Source organism: Herbaspirillum sp. Her3 (assembly GCF_057961275.1).
This window is the reverse complement of record NZ_CM176328.1, coordinates 1438236-1454157: the sequence shown is the minus strand read 5'-3', so window position 1 is coordinate 1454157 and position 15922 is coordinate 1438236. Positions and strand designations below refer to the sequence as shown.

Sequence of the window (15922 nt, the reverse complement as noted above, 5' to 3'; positions counted from 1 at the left end):
GTAGATGAATCAGACCTTGACGATGTAATCGCTCACCTGCACCTTCTGCGACAGGATCTTGCGCGCCGCCAGCCAGTCTGCCGCCCCCTGGAAGGTGGCGATGAACTTGGCGTCGTCGGTGCCATGAAACTCCCAGCGGCGCGCCAGCTTGATGAGCGAATCGCGCACCGCATCCGAATAGCCCGCATCCTTCTGCACCAGCAGTTCGGCTTCACGCGGGTTCTTGCTGATCCACTCGCCCTCGGCACGATAGGCCGCATTGACGGCGCGCACGATGTCGGCGTTCTCTTCGGCGAACTTGCGATGGGTGACGTAGGAATTGAAGTCGATCAGGAATTCCAGGTCACGTCCTTCGAAGAAGACGTCATGCGCCTTGTACTCCACCCGCGCGATATCCACGCCAGGGCTCCACATCGACCAGGCATCGACCTTGCCCTGTGCAAAGGCCGGCCCCGCATCGGGTGGATTGAGGTAGACGAACTTGACCTTGTCGCGTGCGATGCCGTGCTTTTCCAGCGCGGCCACCAGCAGGAATTCACCGAGGCCGGAGCGATTGACCGCCACCGTCTTGCCGACCAGGTCGCTCACCTTGTCGATGCCGGAACCATCCTTGGCAATGATGGCCGTGCTGCGCGGCTCGACCACGGCGAACTGCGTGAACACCAGCGGCGAACCGGCGATCATGGCCGCCAGTGCCGGGGTGGTGCTGCCACCGAAACCGAAGTCCGCACTGCCACCGGTCACCGCCTGCAGTGACGGCGCATGATTGGGGAAGGGGCCGATCCACTGCACCTTGATTCCGTCCTTCGCGAAGATCTTTTCAAACTCGCCGCGCGTGCGGGCAATGCCGGGCAGGCCGCCCTTGCCCCAGGCCAGGCGCACGGTGTCGGTATTGCGCGACTTGCCGGCGGCGCGGGCCAATACGGGAAGACCGGTGGCAGTGAGGGCCGCGCTTCCCAGCGCAGCTTGCAGCAGTTGACGGCGATGGAGATTGGCAGGCTTGGAATCGTGGTGCATGGACATTAATCTGGTTTTAATGAGAATAGGAACAGCATTCAGGAAAATTTAATGCTCGGCCGGCGCCACCACCCCGAGCTCCGCCAGCAACTGCGCACGCAACGCTTCGGCGGCGGGATGGCTGCGGTCATGGGCGGCTTCGGGCGCGACGCGGTAATCGCTGGCGATGGCGCCGTTGCGCATGACCAGGATGCGGTCGGCCAGGACGATGGCTTCATCCACATCGTGCGTGACCAGCAGCACACCCGGACGGTGCCTTGCCAGCAGTTGCCGCACCAGCGCATGCATGCGGATGCGGGTGAGCGCATCGAGGGCGGCAAAAGGTTCATCCAGCAGCAAGAGGCGCGGCTCGCGCACCAGCGCACGTGCCAGCGCCACGCGCTGGGCCTGGCCACCGGAGAGATTGCGCGGCCAGTCATCCAGGCGTTCGCCCAGGCCGACTTCTGCCAGTGCCGCTTGCGCGAGCGGTTTTCCACGGCGCTCGTCGAGCCCCAGCGCGACGTTGCGCCAGAGCGGGTCCCACGGGATCAGGCGCGGTTCCTGGAACACCACGGCGGGCTGCGCCGGTCCGTCGATGCGTCCGCCGTCGATGTGGTCCAGTCCGGCCAATGCACGCAGCAAGGTGGTCTTGCCGCAGCCGCTCTCGCCCAGTAGCGCCACGAATTCACCGCGCGCAATGCGCAGGTTCAGGCCCTGGATCACGGTGCGCTGGCCGTAGCTGCGCTTCAAGCCCGCCACGTTCACCGCCAGTTCATCGGCGCTGGCCGGGTGCAGGGTGTGCCGGTCATGCAGAGCGTGCGTCATCATTTCCCCTTGGCGGCGTAGTTGGGATGCCAGGCCAACAGGCGGCGTTCCAGCAGACGGGCGATGGCGTCCGACACCACGCCGATGCCGGCATAGATGACGATGGTCAGCACGATCACGTCGGTCTGCAGGAATTCGCGCGCATCCATGGCCAGCGAGCCGATGCCGGTATTGGCGGCGATGGTTTCGGCGATCACCAGGGCCAGCCAGGCCACCGCCAGCGCATAGCGCACCCCGGCCAGGATCGAGGGCAAGGCGCCCGGCAGGACGATGCGGCGGATCAGGGTCCAGTTCGACAAGCCGGTCACACGGCCCAGTTCCAGCAGCTTGGGATCGACCTGGCGGATGCCCAGCACGGTATTGATATAGATCGGGAACAGCACGCCCAGCGAGACCAGGAACACCTTGCCGCCCTCGCCCACACCGAACCACACGATCACCAGCGGCAGCGCCGCCAGGAAGGGCACGGCGCGCACCATCTGCACGCTGCGGTCCACCAGCGCCTCGGCCAGGCGCGAGAAGCCCACCAGCGTACCGAGCACGAAGCCGATGCCGCCGCCTATGGCAAAACCTGCGGCGGCCCGCAAGAGGCTCGCACCGAGGTCCGACAGCAGGCGGCCTTGGGCGATCAGGTTCAATGCGGTCTGCAGCACCTTGCTGGGCGCGGGCAACACCTGCGGCGAGAGCACGCCGGCACGGGCCAGCGCTTCCCAGGCCAGCAGCAGCACCAGCGGTGCGGTCCAAGAGATCAGGAAGAACGCACGCGGACCCGGCGCGCGCAAGCTGCGGCGGCGCACCGGGGCGGGCGTGGCGACAAGCTCGGCCGCGGCCGAGGATAGAGGGAAGTGATGGACCGCTTCGTGCATGGGGTTTCCTTCTCGGTGAAACGTTGGCGCGCCCGGCATGCGTGGGGTCGCGCAGAGAAGGAAATCGTAATCAGCTTCGCGGCGAGGGAATACGAATGATTTTGTGTTTGGATATCCGGTAAACGGATTTGGACTCAGCGCAGCTCGGCCGCGTCCACGCCCGGCACTCCCTGCCGGATGCGCTTGCTGTAGTCGTCCTGCACTCCGCTCAGCAAGGCGCGTTGCGTGATCCGCCCGGCCTGGCGCAATTGCGCGAAGGAGTAGCCGGGCGTGAGCACCCCGTGGTCGAACACGTAATCGGCGAAGTAGCCCGAGAGCAGCAGGCGGTAATCCAGCGGCAGCGAGGGCGAGAGGCGGCGCGCCAGTTCGAAGACGATGGTGGTGCAGTTGCTGGTGAGGGTGTTGTAGAAGCGCGGGCTCTCCCGCAATTGGGCCGCGCGCTCCAGATAGCCGAGGAAGACCTTGCGCAACTGGTCCGGACGCAATTGCAGGCGATACAGATACACATCCTCGCCGCGCGCATTGGTACGGGTGCGGATGATGTCGTTTTCGTCGGCAGCGACGATGACGGTCTCGAACTTGCGGAAGAAGCCGCCCAGGGCCGAGAAGGCCTCGCCGCGTTCACGCCGGATCTCCAGCGAGAACACCAGGCGCCGGCCATCGGCAAACCCGAACGACACCAGCGTGTGGGCAATGGCCGGCCCCATCCAGTAGGACAGCAGCAGGTCGGCCGAGACCAGCTGCACCAGATCATACCGGCGCGATTCCCAGCGGATGTCGTAGTCGGTCTCGGTGCGCCAGGCGAAGTTGCGCACGTTGTCCAGCTGCACGAGATCGCCCTGCACCTGCGGCACCAGCATGCGCGCCACGTCGTCGGCCCAGTCACGTTCATGGCTGGGGCGGATGCTGTTCCACCAGGCCATCATGATGAGGCCGGCCAGTGCGAAGACCAGCGCAGCCCAGCGCCAGGAGAGTGGCAGACCGGCCACCCCGGCCAGGATCGCGGCCGGCGGCAGGCACCACAACATGATAGCCACAATGCGCAGCCAGGCTGCACCAGGCAACTGGAACCACAGCGCAAAGGCGCCCCATACCGCCAGGCCCAGCGTGAGCAGGCCCAGCATCGTCATCAACGCAGCATGTACCACAGCCATCGGCAACACCTCAGGTAGTTCAACGCGCGCACCCATGCGGCGCTGGCGCATTGTAGCGGCCCTGGGCGCATAAGTTCATGCGAAAGCATTCGTGGCCGCCGTGCCAGGGGTGATCCACAATCGCGGGTCCGCCCCGCCTTGTTCGAGGAATCCGTCATGTCCCACCCGCCACGCCAGCTGCACCTGAACGTCAACATCCTGCACTCCGGCTTCATCCCTTCTGCCTGGCGCCTGCCGGGGGCCGATCCGCTGGCCTTCGTGAAGGCGTCGCATTACGTCGAGGTGGCGCGCATCGCCGAGGCGGCCAAGTTCGATGCGGTCTTTCTGGCCGACAACGCGACCATCATCGAGCAGATCGATTTCCGCCCGATCACGGCGCTGGAGCCGACCGTGCTGCTGGCCACCATCGCCGCCGCGACCACGCACATCGGCGTGATCGGCACGGCCTCCACCAGCTACAACGAGCCCTACAACATCGCGCGCCGCTTCGCCTCGCTGGATCACGTCAGCGGCGGCCGGGCCGGGTGGAACATCGTTACCACGGCCGACCTGCCCTCGGCGCGCAACTTCGGGCTGGAACAGGTACCCGACCATGCGGCCCGCTATGCCCGCGCCGATGAATTCACGCAGGTGGTCAAGGCCTTGTGGAACAGCTGGGAGGAAGACGCCATCGTGGGCGATCCCTCCAGCGGCCGCTTCATCGACGACGCACGGGTCCATCCGATCGGCCATCGCGGTGCGCACTTCCAGGTGCACGGTCCGCTGAACCTGCCGCGCACACCGCAGGGCCAGCCGGTGCTGGTGCAGGCGGGCGGTTCCGGCGATGGCCAGGAACTGGCTGCACGGCATGCCGAAGCGGTGTTCTCGGCCGCGCATACCATCGACGAAGCGCGCGCCTACAGGCAAGCCATCCACGCCCGCGCTGCCGCCCTGGGACGCGGCCCGCAGGCGGTGAAGATCCTGCCGGGACTGGCCACCATCATCGGCGCCACCGAAGCGCAGGCACGGCAACGGCGCGACGAGCTCATCGACATGATCCCGTGGAGCTACAGCCTCAAGCGCCTGGCCGGCATCCTCGGCGTACCGGTCGCGAGCCTGGACCTGGATCGTCCCTTGCCGGAGAACCTGAGCCTGCCGGGCGGCGGCAACGGCAACCACACCTTCTTCCATGCCACCCTCGCGCTGGTACGCGGACGGGCGCACACGGTGCGCGACGTCATCCGGGCACTCAGCGGCGGTGGCGGGCATCGCGTGCTGGTGGGCACGCCCGAGCAGATCGCCGACGACATCGAGCGCTGGTTCAAGGCCGGTGCGGCCGATGGTTTCAACCTGATGCCGGACGCCCTGCCCGGTGGCTTGCAGGACTTCGTGGATGGGGTGGTGCCGCTGCTGCAGCAACGCGGTTTATACCGATATGAATACGAGGGCAGCACCTTGCGCGAGCATCTCGGACTGGCGCGCCCGGTGGCGCCGTCTGGCAGCGAGGGAACGGCGCGGGCTGCATGAGCCCGTTTGCATGAAGGAAATGACGAAAAATCAGGACGCGCTGGTTCAGCCAGCGCGTCCTTGTTCACTTTTACAACTCAGTTCCTGCCGAGTTTTACCGTGCCGGTGGCGCTGAAGTAATCCGGCAGGGTGAAGCCGTCATAGAAGCGCTCGGCGCAGATGGCCTTCTGGAAGAATTCGGAGCGGTAGGCTTGCGCAATGTCCTGGGCATAGGGCTCGTCCTGGCGCGTCTTCTTGACGGCCACCACGTTGATGTAGGGCGGCTTCATGTCTTCCAGGATGAAGGCTTCGGAGAGCTTCAGCTTGGCAAAGATGGCGAAGTTGCCCTGGATCGCGGCGAAGTCGGCATCGTCCAGCGCGCGCGGTCCCTGCGCGTTTTCCAGCAGGACCAGCTTGAGGCCGACCTTGTTTTCCACCACGTCCAGTTCGGTCACGTCCACCGGCTTGTTCTCGCGGATGCGGATCCAGCCCAGGCGCTGCAGGATCCACAGGGCGCGCTGCAGGTTGACCGGATCATTGGGCACGGCGACGGTAAAGCCCTTCTTCAGGTTATCCAAACTCTTGTGCTTGCGCGAATACAGGCCCATGGGCGGCGTAGGCACCTGCACGATGCCGACCAGATCGGTCTTGTTGCGCTCGTTGTAGGAAGCCAGGAAGACCGAATGCTGCATCACGTTGGCATCGATGTCGCCCTTGAAGACGGCGCTGTTGGCTTCCAGTCCGGTGGAGAATTCGTAATAGCGGATCTTGTAGCCCTTCTGCTCCAGCTGGGGTTGCACGCCCAGCTTGAATTCATCGATGTAGGGGCCAGGGACGAATCCCACCTTCAGCTCGCGCACGGGTGGCGCAGCGTGGGCATTGCCGATCAGGGTGGTGGCGAGAAGGACGAGGCTGGACAAGCGCAGCAAGGGCTGCAGGATCTTCAACATGGCAGGTTCGCTTTCCGGGAGAGGGAGGGTCGCCTGCCAGTGTAGGGATGCACGACGATGAAATGAACGAAGCAATCCGCATGTCGATATCTGCTCGCAGATGAGTACGCGGCGCGCTACGCAGATGCGCTCACTCCCAGCAGAGCAGCCAGGCGCGGCAACACCGACTCGGCATCTTCACGCAGTTTGAAGGCCAGCAAATCATCGGCACGCGTGATGCCGCGATTGATCGCCACCACCGACTTGCCCGCCGCTGCCGCCATGCGCGGGAAGCGGAAACCGGACAACACCATCAGCGAAGAACCGATCACCAGCATGGCGTCGCAGGCCTGGGTCGCGGCCTCGGCCTGGGCGCTGCGTCCGGCCGGCACGCCATCGCCGAAGAACACCACATCCGGTTGCAGCATGCCGCCACAGGCCACGCAAGCCGGGACATGGAAGGCCGCATCGGCCTGCGGCTCCAGCCGGGCATCGCCGTCGGGCAAGGCGTCGGCCTGCAGGTGGACGAAGGCGGGATTGCAGCGCGCCAGTTCCTGCTGGATCTCGGCGCGCGGATAGTTGGTGCCGCAAGCCAGGCAGCGCACCGCATGGATGCTGCCGTGCAGTTCAATGACGGCGCGGCTGCCCGCCTGCTGGTGCAGGCCATCGACATTCTGCGTGAGGATGCCTGCGAGGTAGCCGGCCTGCTGCAATTGCGCCAGCGCACGATGCGCTGCGTTGGGGGTGGCTTGCGCCAGGCGCGGCCAGCCCAGCATGCTGCGCGCCCAGTAGCGTTTGCGGGCGGCTTCGGACTGGCGGAACTCGCTGCCCTGGATTGGCAGGCGGCCGCGCCGCACGCCACTGTCGTCACGATAATCAGGAATGCCGGAGGCGGTGCTGATGCCTGCGCCGGTCAGCACCAGCACCTGGCGATGCGAGGACAGCCATTGCGCCAGCGTGGGCAGCAGGTCGGCAGCGGCATCGACCTCGGGGCCGGCAGGGACAGCGTTCGGAACGGAGAGGATCTGGCTCATGGCTGGACTCGGCGGGAAGATCACATGCGGCAGACTACGCGAATTTGGCACAGCCTGCAGCGGCGAGGGCGCGCCTGTCGAGGTCGGGTGGCGGACGCGATTGTTGGATTGTCCCTATAATCTGCGTGCAACTTTCAAGGTGCCACCCGGCCCGCAAGGCCGAGTCGGCGCCCATATAAAAATTCTTCCGCCAAAAGTTCGAGGAGCATCAATCATGCGGCTATTACTTCTGCTGCCTTTCATCGGCCTGCTCTGGGTCCCCTTCTACAACGCCGAATTGCCCAGCCTGTTCGGTTTTCCTTTCTTCTACTGGTACCAGTTCGCCTGGGTACCGCTGACCTCGTTCATCATCTGGCTGGTCTATCGTGATGGCCTGAAGAAGGGAGTCGAATAATGGAGGCGTCCAACATCCACTGGACCGCACTCTGGGTCTTCCTGTTCTTCTTCGCCCTGGTCACCGTGATGGGCTTCCTGGCGTCCAAATGGATGTCCGGCGGCAGCCACAAGGGTGCCCACCTCGATGAGTGGGGCCTGGGCGGCCGCAACTTCGGGACCTGGATCACCTGGTTCCTGGTGGGCGGCGACTTCTATACCGCCTATACCGTCATCGCGGTGCCGGCGCTGGTCTATGCGGTCGGGGCCTATGGCTTCTTCGCCCTGCCCTATACCATCCTGGTCTATCCCATCGTCTTCGTGATCATGCCCAAGCTGTGGCATGCCGCGCACAAGGCCGGCCACGTCACGGCAGCCGACGTGGTGTGGGGCCGCTACCAGTCGCGGCCGCTGGAGTTCGCCATCGCCCTGACCGGCGTGGTGGCCACCATGCCCTACATCGCGCTGCAGCTGATCGGCATGGAGGTGGTCATCAAGGCCCTGGGCCTGACGGGGGAACTGCCGCTGCTGGCGGCCTTCGTGATCCTGGCGCTGTACACCTACTCGGCCGGCCTGCGGGCGCCTGCGCTGATCGCCTTCGTCAAGGACATCATGATCTACATCGTGGTGCTGGTGGCGGTGGTGGTGGTGCCGGTCAAGCTGGGTGGCTACGGTGCGGTGTTCAACTCGGCGCGCGAAGCCTTTGCGGCGAAGGGCGGCGCCACCGGCCTGACCTTGAAGCCCACGCAGTTCCTGCCCTTCGCCTCGCTGGCGCTGGGTTCGGCACTGGCGGCCTTCATGTATCCGCATACCCTGACCGGTATCTTCGCGGCCAAGGATGCCAACACCATCCGCAAGAACGCCGTGTTCCTGCCCGCCTATACGGTGCTGCTGGGACTGATCGCGCTGCTGGGCTACATGGCCTATGCGGCGGGCATCAAGGTGCAGGCCAACAATGACGTGGTGCCGGCGCTGTTCAATGGCCTTTTCCCGGGCTGGTTCGCCGGGTTCGCCTTCGCAGCCATTGCCATCGGTGCGCTGGTGCCGGCGGCGGTGATGTCCATCGGTGCTTCCAACCTGTTCACCCGCAATTTCTGGAAGCCCTACGTCAATCCTCGCATCAGCCACGAGGGCGAGGCCAAGGTCGCCAAGGTGGTGTCGCTGGTGGTCAAGTTCGGCGCGCTGGTGTTCATCCTGTTCCTGCCCACCAAGTTCGCGCTGGACCTGCAATTGCTGGGCGGCGTGTGGATCCTGCAGACTTTCCCGGCGCTGGTGTTCGGCCTCTTCGTGGGCTGGTTCGGCGCACGCGCACTGCTGTGCGGCTGGGCCGTGGGCATCATCGGTGGCAGCTGGCTGGCCTTTGCCGATGGCATCAAGCCGGTGCACAGCTTCGTCATCGGTGGCGAGACTTATACCCTCTACACCGGCCTGATCGCGCTGACCCTGAACGTGGTGGTGGCGGTCATTGCCAACCTGATCCTGGGCAAGGGTTCGCAACCTGCATTGAAGCGTTGAGGAGGTAATGCATTCCTGCATCAGCGCATAAAAGCTTGATGCAGGGATGCATCACCTGGTCGCGGTGCTGCGCCGGCGTTATCCGGAAAGTTGCAATGACTGGCGTAGCGCTGCACGTCCTATTTCGCATCCCGCAAGAAAGTATTGCTGACGTCTTGCTGACGTTTTCCTGATGAGATGCTGACGCGTCGGCAGGCAGCTTTGTTGATCGCTGTCGGGTACGTGGTTTGCACGCCACGCTCTGCAATAAATCAATAAAAAAAATCCCTGGCATGAAGTTCATTGCTCCTTCACGAAGGAGCATTTTTTTTGGCAAGGCGCGGATCGACCGAACCTGATTTTCGATCAACCTGCCTGCCTTGTCCGCCTTGCAGCAAGAGGTTTTGCACGTTTCGGTGCAAATGGGCATGCGGTCAGGAACAACACCATTACCCAAATTTTCTTAATAAATTAATTAATAAGGACAAGCTAATCAAGAAAACGATATTCCTCTAGAGTGCGTCTCTGCCCCCAACAACGGGAGGCGTCAACGGGGGCATGAATAGAGAGCAAGCTGCGCTTGCATCTACACCCGCAACGGGTCCGCATGGCGCTCCATCCTGAACTCGTTCGTCAGCCAATTCGCGTTTCTACACAGGGGAGAAGTAATGAAGGTCAGTCGTCTTAAGGTTTCGACCCGGCTCATGCTGGGCTTCGGGACGGTGCTGTTGTTGCTGTTGCTGACCATCGGTACGGCACTCAATAAGATGAACGGAATTCATGAGCAACTGGTTTCCATCACCGACGTCAACAACGTCGAGATCTACCATCTCTCCGTCATGCGCGCTGCAGGCTATGAACAGTCCCTGGCTTCGCGCGCGCTGTCCATGGTCTCTACCCCTGCCGAGTCAGATCAACTTGCCGATACGCTCAAGCGACAGATTGACATCTACATTGATGCAGAAAATGCGCTCGACAAGATCTTTGCGGAAGTGCCGGACACCACCGACACAGAAAAGAAAGAGATTGTACGCATCAAGAAGCAGACGGAGGTATTGACTCCCTACTTGCAGAAGCTCCTCAATATGGCCAAGCAGAACAAGGTGAGCGAAATGGAGGCCCTGGCCCTGGGTGACCTGGCCAAGCTGCAAGCACAGCGCCGGCAGATGGTGGCCGATCTGTCGAAGTTCGAGGACAAGCTCAATAATGACGCTGCGAAGGAAGCCAAGGCACTCTATACAGCCACGCAGCGTCTGCTCATCACGCTGGGCGTGCTGGCCATCCTGCTCGGTCTGATCAGCGCCACGCTCATCATCCGCAGCGTATTGCAGCAACTCGGTGGCGAACCGGCGGACGCAGCGGAACTGGCCGCCCTGATCGCCAAGGGCGATCTGCGCAGAGAGGTTCGTGTCGCTGGCAGCAATCCGGATAGCCTGATGATGTCGATGAAGAGCATGAATGAAGGGCTCAGGCAGATCGTGCGCGAGGTGCGCATGGGTACCGATGCGATCAACACGGCCAGCAGCGAGATCGCTGCCGGCAACCTCGATCTTTCCTCCCGCACCGAGGAGCAGGCCAGCTCGCTGGAAGAAACCGCCTCGGCCATGGAGCAGTTGACTGCCACCGTCAAGAACAACGCCGACAGCGCCGCAGAGGCCAATCGCCTGGCGGCGCAAGCCTCTGCGGTGGCTTCCGAAAGCGGCAAGCTGGTGCAGGATGTGGTCACCACGATGGCCGCCATCGATGAGTCATCCAGGAAGATCGTGGACATCATCAGCGTCATCGACGGCATTTCCTTCCAGACCAACATCCTGGCCCTGAACGCGGCAGTGGAAGCGGCGCGGGCAGGTGAACAAGGGCGCGGCTTCGCCGTGGTCGCCTCGGAGGTACGCAGCCTGGCACAGCGCAGTTCCACCGCCGCCCGCGAAATCAAGGCGCTCATCGATGACTCGGTTGAAAAAGTCTCTTCCGGTAGCGCCCTGGTCAACCACGCCGGCCAGACCATGGGGGAAGTCGTCACCAGCGTGGAGCGCGTGGTCTCGGTGATCGGCTCCATCACTGCCGCGAGCAACGAGCAGAGCAAGGGCCTGGAAGAAATCAACAACGCCATCTCGCAGATGGATCAGGTGACGCAGCAGAATGCGGCGCTGGTGGAGCAGGCTGCGGCGGCTTCACAATCCTTGCAGGCACAGGCACGCAAGCTCAGCGGCGTGGTGGAAGTGTTCGTGGTCACGTAAATGTTGGTGCGGCCCAGCCCTTGTTCGGGGCATGGGCCTTGGTGTTCATCGCATCGAGGAGCAGATGCGGTGCGTTGTGCTTGTGGTGTGAACAAAACGGCTGGCGATTGCCTCATCGCGCGGGAAATGAAATCGTTTCAGCCTGCAAGCCAGCACTGGCTTGGTCTTTGCTAGTGTGTGCATGGGGAATCCACACGTCAGACAGCCTCTGCACACCATAATGAACAAAGATAAACAGAACCATGATTTTCTGCGCCACATGCCGGCCATCGTCGACTGCGAACGCGCATTGCGAGAACTCAGCGTCGCCTGGCGCCTGATCGAATCGACCACCAAGATGGTGTGTCCGGCAGAAGCCAAGAGCATCCTGCCGACCATCAAGATCACGCGGGAAGGCTTCAACCAGCTGGAAAAGCAGCTCATTTCCAATCTGGTACAGCAGAACCTTGCCAAGGTAGTCCAGGAATTCGACTTCAAGGCCCGGGTCATCATCGACATCGTGGTGCGCAATCTTTTCGAGCGCACCGCCGACGTGGGTTTCCTGTCCATGGATGAGGCCATCCGGTCCTTCATCCTGGAGGGACCGGATGCGGACCGGCGCGGCATCGTCGCGCGCTTGCAGGCCTATCGGGAGAAATATACCGTCTACGACGAAATCTTCATCCTCGATACGCAAGGGCGGGTGCTGGCCCATCTGGATCAGGACAACGACGTCCAATACTGCCACGATCCCCTGGTGGCGCGCACCCTGGCCGCTTCCGGATATGTGGAAAGCTTCGAGGTTTCCGATCTGCGCGGCGGCGAGCGTTCGCTGATCTATTCCCACAAGATCGTCGATCCGGCAGACGGCCAGGCTATCGGAGTGCTGTGCCTGTGTTTCCCGGTAGCGGTAGAAATGAATGACATCTTCAGCGGACTGCGCAAACCCCATGACCGCACGGTCATGCTCATGCTCGACAGCGAAGGCCGCGTCATTGCCAGCAGCGATGCCGAACATGTGGCGGTAGGAAGAAGCGTACCGCTGGCGCTGGAAGGCAGCTATCAGATCGTCAGCCACGCCGGCCGCGAATACCTGGCGCGCACCTGCGCGGCCCGCAATTACCAGGGCTACCGCGGCCCGGGCTGGTTCGGCCATGTGATGGTGCCGTGCGACCTGGCGTTCCGTCAGCAAACCCAGGAGATGCTGGCGCAATATGATCCGCAGTTGCTGGCGGGGGTGATGTCCCATGCCAAATCATTCTGTCCGCCGCTGCACGATGTCACCACGATGGCCGACGCCATCAATCACTCGCTGCGGCGCGTGGTGTGGAACGGCAAGATCATGGCCTCGGGCGAGGCCGGCGACCTGTTGCGGCTCAAGGCCATCCTGCAGGAGATCAGCCAGACCGGTGACGAGACCAATGACGTGTTCCGCAAATCGATACTCGACCTGTACGCCACTGCACTGTCGTCCAATCTGCAGGATGGGCAATACATCTCGCGCCTGATGGTCGATATCATGGACCGCAACCTGTATGAGCGCGCCAATGATTGCCGCTGGTGGTCGCTCACGCCGCGCCTGCGGCAGATCATGGCCAAGGACGTGCGCAGCACCGCCGAGCTGGCCGAGATGACCAGCATCCTCGGCGCCATCAATGCGCTCTACACGGTCTACACCAGGCTGGTGGTGTTCGATGCGCAGGGCCGCATCGTGGCGACCAGTGCAGCGCTGGCCGATGGCAGCGAGCTGGTCGGCTCCCATGTGGATGAACAATTGCTGCGCGATACGCTGCGCCTTTCCGACGCCAGCCAATACTGCGTATCGCCCTTCGCGGCCACGCCGCTGTATGACGGTGCAGCCACCTATGTCTACTGCAGCGCCCTGTTCCATCCGGATCGCGCGCAAGTCACAGGGGGGATCGCGGTGGTCTTCGATGCCACTCCGGAGTTCGCCAACATGCTGACGGGGGCACTGCCGGAACAGCCCGGGGCGTTCGCCGCCTATACGGATCGCCAGGGCAAAGTGATCTCCAGCACCCACCAGGACTACCCGCCGGGCAGCATCCTGCCGCTGGGCGCCAAGGCCAGCACTGCCGCCAATGGCAGCAGCACGGCGGATATCCGGATTCATGAGGACACTTATATGGTGGTGGGACACACCACCTCGTTCGGCTATCGTGAATACAAGAACGACGGGCAGTACATCAATGATGTGATCGCCAGTGTCTTCGTGCCGATTGGCCAGCAGAACGATGCCGAGCCCGCGCCGGAAAGCTTGAGCATGGAAGCCGCACCCTGCGCTGGCCCCAAGCGCGAATTTGCCAGCATCCGGCTCGATGGCGCAACCTTTGCGTTGCCGGCCGGCCAGGTGGTCGAATCCATCGAAGCCGAGCGTATGTTGTCCACCTCGACCTTCAAACCGGTGATGGCCGGCGCCCTGGACTACCAGGACGGTAGCGGCAAGACCTCGATCTTCGTGCCCGTGGTGGATATGCGCCAACTCTTGCTGGGCAGCAGCGCCGCATCCCACCAGGGCAAGGAAATCATCATCGTCCGTCATGCAGGCAGAACGGTGGGACTGTTGGTCGATAGCCTGCATGATGTCCTGGAATTCGGCGAAATTCATATCGATGCCGCCTTCAGGATCCCTGGCGCCGAACACAACTATATCTGCAACCTGATTCGCACCGCCCACGCGGGCCGTACGATCCAGGTGATCGACGTGGAGAGCATCGTCACGCTCTTCTTCACGCCGCGCAAGAAAGAATTGCTGGCGGTCTAGGGCCAGGTCAGAGCTTTTCTGTCTCGCCGCTCTTGGGCTGCCATTTCATCAGGCGCTTTTCGATCACGCCCACGGCGAGGTCCAGTACCAGTGCAAAGACGGTCAGCACGACGATGCCGGCGAAGACGGTGTTGATGTCGAAGGTCCCTTCGGCCTGCAGGATCAGGTAGCCGACGCCGCGCGCCGAGCCCAGGTATTCACCGACCACCGCACCGACGAAGGCCAGGCCAATGGAAGTGTGCAGGCTGGAAAACACCCACGAGGTCGCCGAGGGCAGATAGACCGTGCGCAGCAGCTGGCGTGCATTGGCGCCCAGCATGCGGGCATTGGCCAGCACCACCGGACTGACTTCCTTGACGCCCTGGTAGACGTTGAAGAAGACGATGAAGAACACCAGCGTCACCGCCAGCGCCACCTTGGACCAGATGCCCAGGCCGAACCACATCGCAAAGATCGGCGCCAGGATCACGCGCGGCATGGAGTTGGCGGCCTTCACATAGGGATCGAGGATGGCCGAAGCGGTCGGCGAGAGCGCCAGCCACAGGCCGATGGCCAGGCCGAAGACGGTGCCGATGACGAAGGCCAGCACGGTTTCAGTCAGCGTGATGAGGAGGTGTGAATAAATCTCCGCCGGGAAGTTGAGCGTGAAGAAGGTGGTGTCGCCGATGCCCACTTCCAGCGAGCCGCTACCGACCGTGAACCATTCCCAGATGCGCTGCGCCACCTTCAGCGGTTCGCCGAAGAAGAAAGCGGTCTGCGGGTTGCGTGTGGCGACGTGCCATACCAGCAGCACGATGGCCAGTACCATCAGTTGCCAGAAACGGATGTTCTTGTGACTCGGTTTCAATAATTTCCACATGGTGCTGATTCTCTTCCCTGATCTTTTCCGGCGGCTTACGCTGCGCGCTTCTGTTGTTGATAACCCTTGAGCACTTCATCGCGCAGCACATCCCAGATCTGCTGGTGCAATTCGACGAAGCGCGGATGCATGCGGATCTCGGCCACGTCGCGCGGACGCGGCAGGTCGATCCGGAATTCGCCGATGGGGTGCGTGCCGGGACCGGCTGCCAGCACGATCACGCGATCGGACATGGCAATGGCTTCATCGAGATCGTGGGTGATGAAGAGGACGGCCTTCTTCTTGGCATTCCAGAGATCCAGTACTTCGTTTTCCATCAGTTGGCGGGTCTGGATGTCCAAGGCCGAAAAAGGCTCGTCCATCAGGATGATGTCGGGGTCGAGGATCAGCGTCTGCGCCAGGGCCACGCGCTTGCGCATGCCGCCCGAGAGCTGGTGCGGATAGCGGTCGCCGAAGCCTTGCAGGCCCACGCGTGCCAGCCATTGTTCGCCCAGTTCTTCTGCCGCCTTCTCGTCATGGCCGCGATACTGCAGGCCGGCGATCACGTTCTGCAGGGCGCTGCGCCAGGGCATCAGCGCTTCGGCCTGGAACATGTAGCCAGCACGGCGGTTGATGCCCTTGAGTTCTTCACCGAAGACCCTGACGCTGCCAGAGGACGGTTGCAGCAGGCCGGCACCGACGTTCAGGAGCGTGGACTTGCCGCAGCCGGTGGGACCGACCACGGAGACGAATTCACCCGGTGCAATGGAGAGATCGGTATTGGCCACGGCGGTGTAGCGCTGGGAACGGTCGTCCTTGGAGACGAAGGTACAAGTGATGTTGTCGAACTGGAGTGCTGGCGTCATGGCAATGCGGGCCGGTGCGGCCACGGTGGGTCATACGGAAGAAGATGGCAGCTCCCAGATGCGCA

General features: G+C 62.9%; 13 protein-coding genes. 5 read left to right on the top strand and 8 right to left on the bottom strand.

What is annotated here, in order from left to right; all coding sequences use genetic code 11:
• Nucleotides 1–9: 9 nt before the first annotated feature.
• The 4 genes from ACVC5H_RS06615 to ACVC5H_RS06600 form a co-directional block, all read right to left on the bottom strand.
• Nucleotides 10–1017 carry an NrtA/SsuA/CpmA family ABC transporter substrate-binding protein gene (locus ACVC5H_RS06615; protein WP_489621567.1) on the bottom strand — a complete coding sequence of 336 codons (1008 nt, stop codon included), beginning with the start codon at nucleotides 1015–1017 and terminating at the stop codon, nucleotides 10–12.
• Between the two features lie 48 nt (nucleotides 1018–1065).
• Nucleotides 1066–1821 (bottom strand): ABC transporter ATP-binding protein, encoded by a 756-nt coding sequence (locus ACVC5H_RS06610; RefSeq protein WP_489621566.1) that lies wholly within the window; start codon nucleotides 1819–1821, stop codon nucleotides 1066–1068.
• Nucleotides 1821–2687, bottom strand: a complete 867-nt coding sequence (locus tag ACVC5H_RS06605; protein WP_489621565.1) for an ABC transporter permease subunit — start codon at nucleotides 2685–2687, stop codon at nucleotides 1821–1823. The genes ACVC5H_RS06610 and ACVC5H_RS06605 overlap by 1 nt, the downstream gene beginning before the upstream one ends.
• A 134-nt stretch (nucleotides 2688–2821) precedes the next feature.
• A complete protein-coding gene (locus ACVC5H_RS06600) occupies nucleotides 2822–3841 on the bottom strand; it encodes an Lnb N-terminal periplasmic domain-containing protein (RefSeq protein ID WP_489621564.1) in 1020 nt (339 codons plus the stop codon).
• 156 nt (nucleotides 3842–3997) lie between these two features.
• On the opposite strand from ACVC5H_RS06600, the gene ACVC5H_RS06595 reads away from it, so the two are divergent.
• Nucleotides 3998–5347 carry an LLM class flavin-dependent oxidoreductase gene (locus tag ACVC5H_RS06595; RefSeq protein ID WP_489621563.1) on the top strand — a complete coding sequence of 450 codons (1350 nt, stop codon included), beginning with the start codon at nucleotides 3998–4000 and terminating at the stop codon, nucleotides 5345–5347.
• A gap of 77 nt (nucleotides 5348–5424) precedes the next feature.
• On the opposite strand, the gene ACVC5H_RS06590 is transcribed toward ACVC5H_RS06595, so the two are convergent.
• Both ACVC5H_RS06590 and ACVC5H_RS06585 read right to left on the bottom strand, forming a co-directional pair.
• Nucleotides 5425–6276 (bottom strand): MetQ/NlpA family ABC transporter substrate-binding protein, encoded by an 852-nt coding sequence (locus tag ACVC5H_RS06590; RefSeq protein WP_489621562.1) that lies wholly within the window; start codon nucleotides 6274–6276, stop codon nucleotides 5425–5427.
• A gap of 116 nt (nucleotides 6277–6392) precedes the next feature.
• Entirely contained in the window at nucleotides 6393–7289 is an 897-nt protein-coding gene (locus ACVC5H_RS06585) for an NAD-dependent protein deacetylase (RefSeq protein ID WP_489621561.1), read from the bottom strand.
• Between the two features lie 214 nt (nucleotides 7290–7503).
• Between ACVC5H_RS06585 and ACVC5H_RS06580 the strand changes: the two genes are divergently transcribed.
• From ACVC5H_RS06580 to ACVC5H_RS06565, 4 genes are all read left to right on the top strand, one after another.
• A complete protein-coding gene (locus tag ACVC5H_RS06580) occupies nucleotides 7504–7683 on the top strand; it encodes a DUF3311 domain-containing protein (RefSeq protein ID WP_008331525.1) in 180 nt (59 codons plus the stop codon).
• Nucleotides 7683–9176, top strand: coding sequence for a monocarboxylate uptake permease MctP (mctP, locus tag ACVC5H_RS06575; RefSeq protein ID WP_489621560.1), 1494 nt, complete (start codon nucleotides 7683–7685; stop codon nucleotides 9174–9176). Before ACVC5H_RS06580 ends, mctP begins: the two co-directional genes overlap by 1 nt.
• Nucleotides 9177–9823: 647 nt before the next feature.
• Nucleotides 9824–11392 carry a methyl-accepting chemotaxis protein gene (locus tag ACVC5H_RS06570; protein WP_489621559.1) on the top strand — a complete coding sequence of 523 codons (1569 nt, stop codon included), beginning with the start codon at nucleotides 9824–9826 and terminating at the stop codon, nucleotides 11390–11392.
• Nucleotides 11393–11612: 220 nt separating this feature from the next.
• Entirely contained in the window at nucleotides 11613–14153 is a 2541-nt protein-coding gene (locus tag ACVC5H_RS06565) for a chemotaxis protein CheW (protein ID WP_489621558.1), read from the top strand.
• A gap of 7 nt (nucleotides 14154–14160) precedes the next feature.
• Here the strand turns inward: ACVC5H_RS06565 and ACVC5H_RS06560 are convergent, their stop codons facing one another.
• Entirely contained in the window at nucleotides 14161–15012 is an 852-nt protein-coding gene (locus ACVC5H_RS06560; RefSeq protein ID WP_489621557.1) for an ABC transporter permease, read from the bottom strand.
• Nucleotides 15013–15047: 35 nt separating this feature from the next.
• Nucleotides 15048–15857: an ABC transporter ATP-binding protein gene (locus ACVC5H_RS06555; RefSeq protein ID WP_489621556.1), complete on the bottom strand. Its 810-nt coding sequence runs from the start codon at nucleotides 15855–15857 to the stop codon at nucleotides 15048–15050.
• Between the last annotated feature and the right edge of the window lie 65 nt (nucleotides 15858–15922).

Bases quoted from the DNA above. Each gene is read 5' to 3' on its own strand.
- ACVC5H_RS06555 (WP_489621556.1), bottom strand. From the start codon at position 15,857: ATGACGCCAGCACTCCAGTTCGACAACATCACTTGTACCTTCGTCTCC.
- ACVC5H_RS06585 (WP_489621561.1), bottom strand. From the start codon at position 7,289: ATGAGCCAGATCCTCTCCGTTCCGAACGCTGTCCCTGCCGGCCCCGAG.
- ACVC5H_RS06595 (WP_489621563.1), top strand. From the start codon at position 3,998: ATGTCCCACCCGCCACGCCAGCTGCACCTGAACGTCAACATCCTGCAC.
- mctP (WP_489621560.1), top strand. From the start codon at position 7,683: ATGGAGGCGTCCAACATCCACTGGACCGCACTCTGGGTCTTCCTGTTC.
- ACVC5H_RS06580 (WP_008331525.1), top strand. From the start codon at position 7,504: ATGCGGCTATTACTTCTGCTGCCTTTCATCGGCCTGCTCTGGGTCCCC.
- ACVC5H_RS06565 (WP_489621558.1), top strand. From the start codon at position 11,613: ATGAACAAAGATAAACAGAACCATGATTTTCTGCGCCACATGCCGGCC.
- ACVC5H_RS06615 (WP_489621567.1), bottom strand. From the start codon at position 1,017: ATGCACCACGATTCCAAGCCTGCCAATCTCCATCGCCGTCAACTGCTG.
- ACVC5H_RS06590 (WP_489621562.1), bottom strand. From the start codon at position 6,276: ATGTTGAAGATCCTGCAGCCCTTGCTGCGCTTGTCCAGCCTCGTCCTT.
- ACVC5H_RS06600 (WP_489621564.1), bottom strand. From the start codon at position 3,841: ATGGCTGTGGTACATGCTGCGTTGATGACGATGCTGGGCCTGCTCACG.
- ACVC5H_RS06570 (WP_489621559.1), top strand. From the start codon at position 9,824: ATGAAGGTCAGTCGTCTTAAGGTTTCGACCCGGCTCATGCTGGGCTTC.
- ACVC5H_RS06560 (WP_489621557.1), bottom strand. From the start codon at position 15,012: ATGTGGAAATTATTGAAACCGAGTCACAAGAACATCCGTTTCTGGCAA.
- ACVC5H_RS06605 (WP_489621565.1), bottom strand. From the start codon at position 2,687: ATGCACGAAGCGGTCCATCACTTCCCTCTATCCTCGGCCGCGGCCGAG.
- ACVC5H_RS06610 (WP_489621566.1), bottom strand. From the start codon at position 1,821: ATGACGCACGCTCTGCATGACCGGCACACCCTGCACCCGGCCAGCGCC.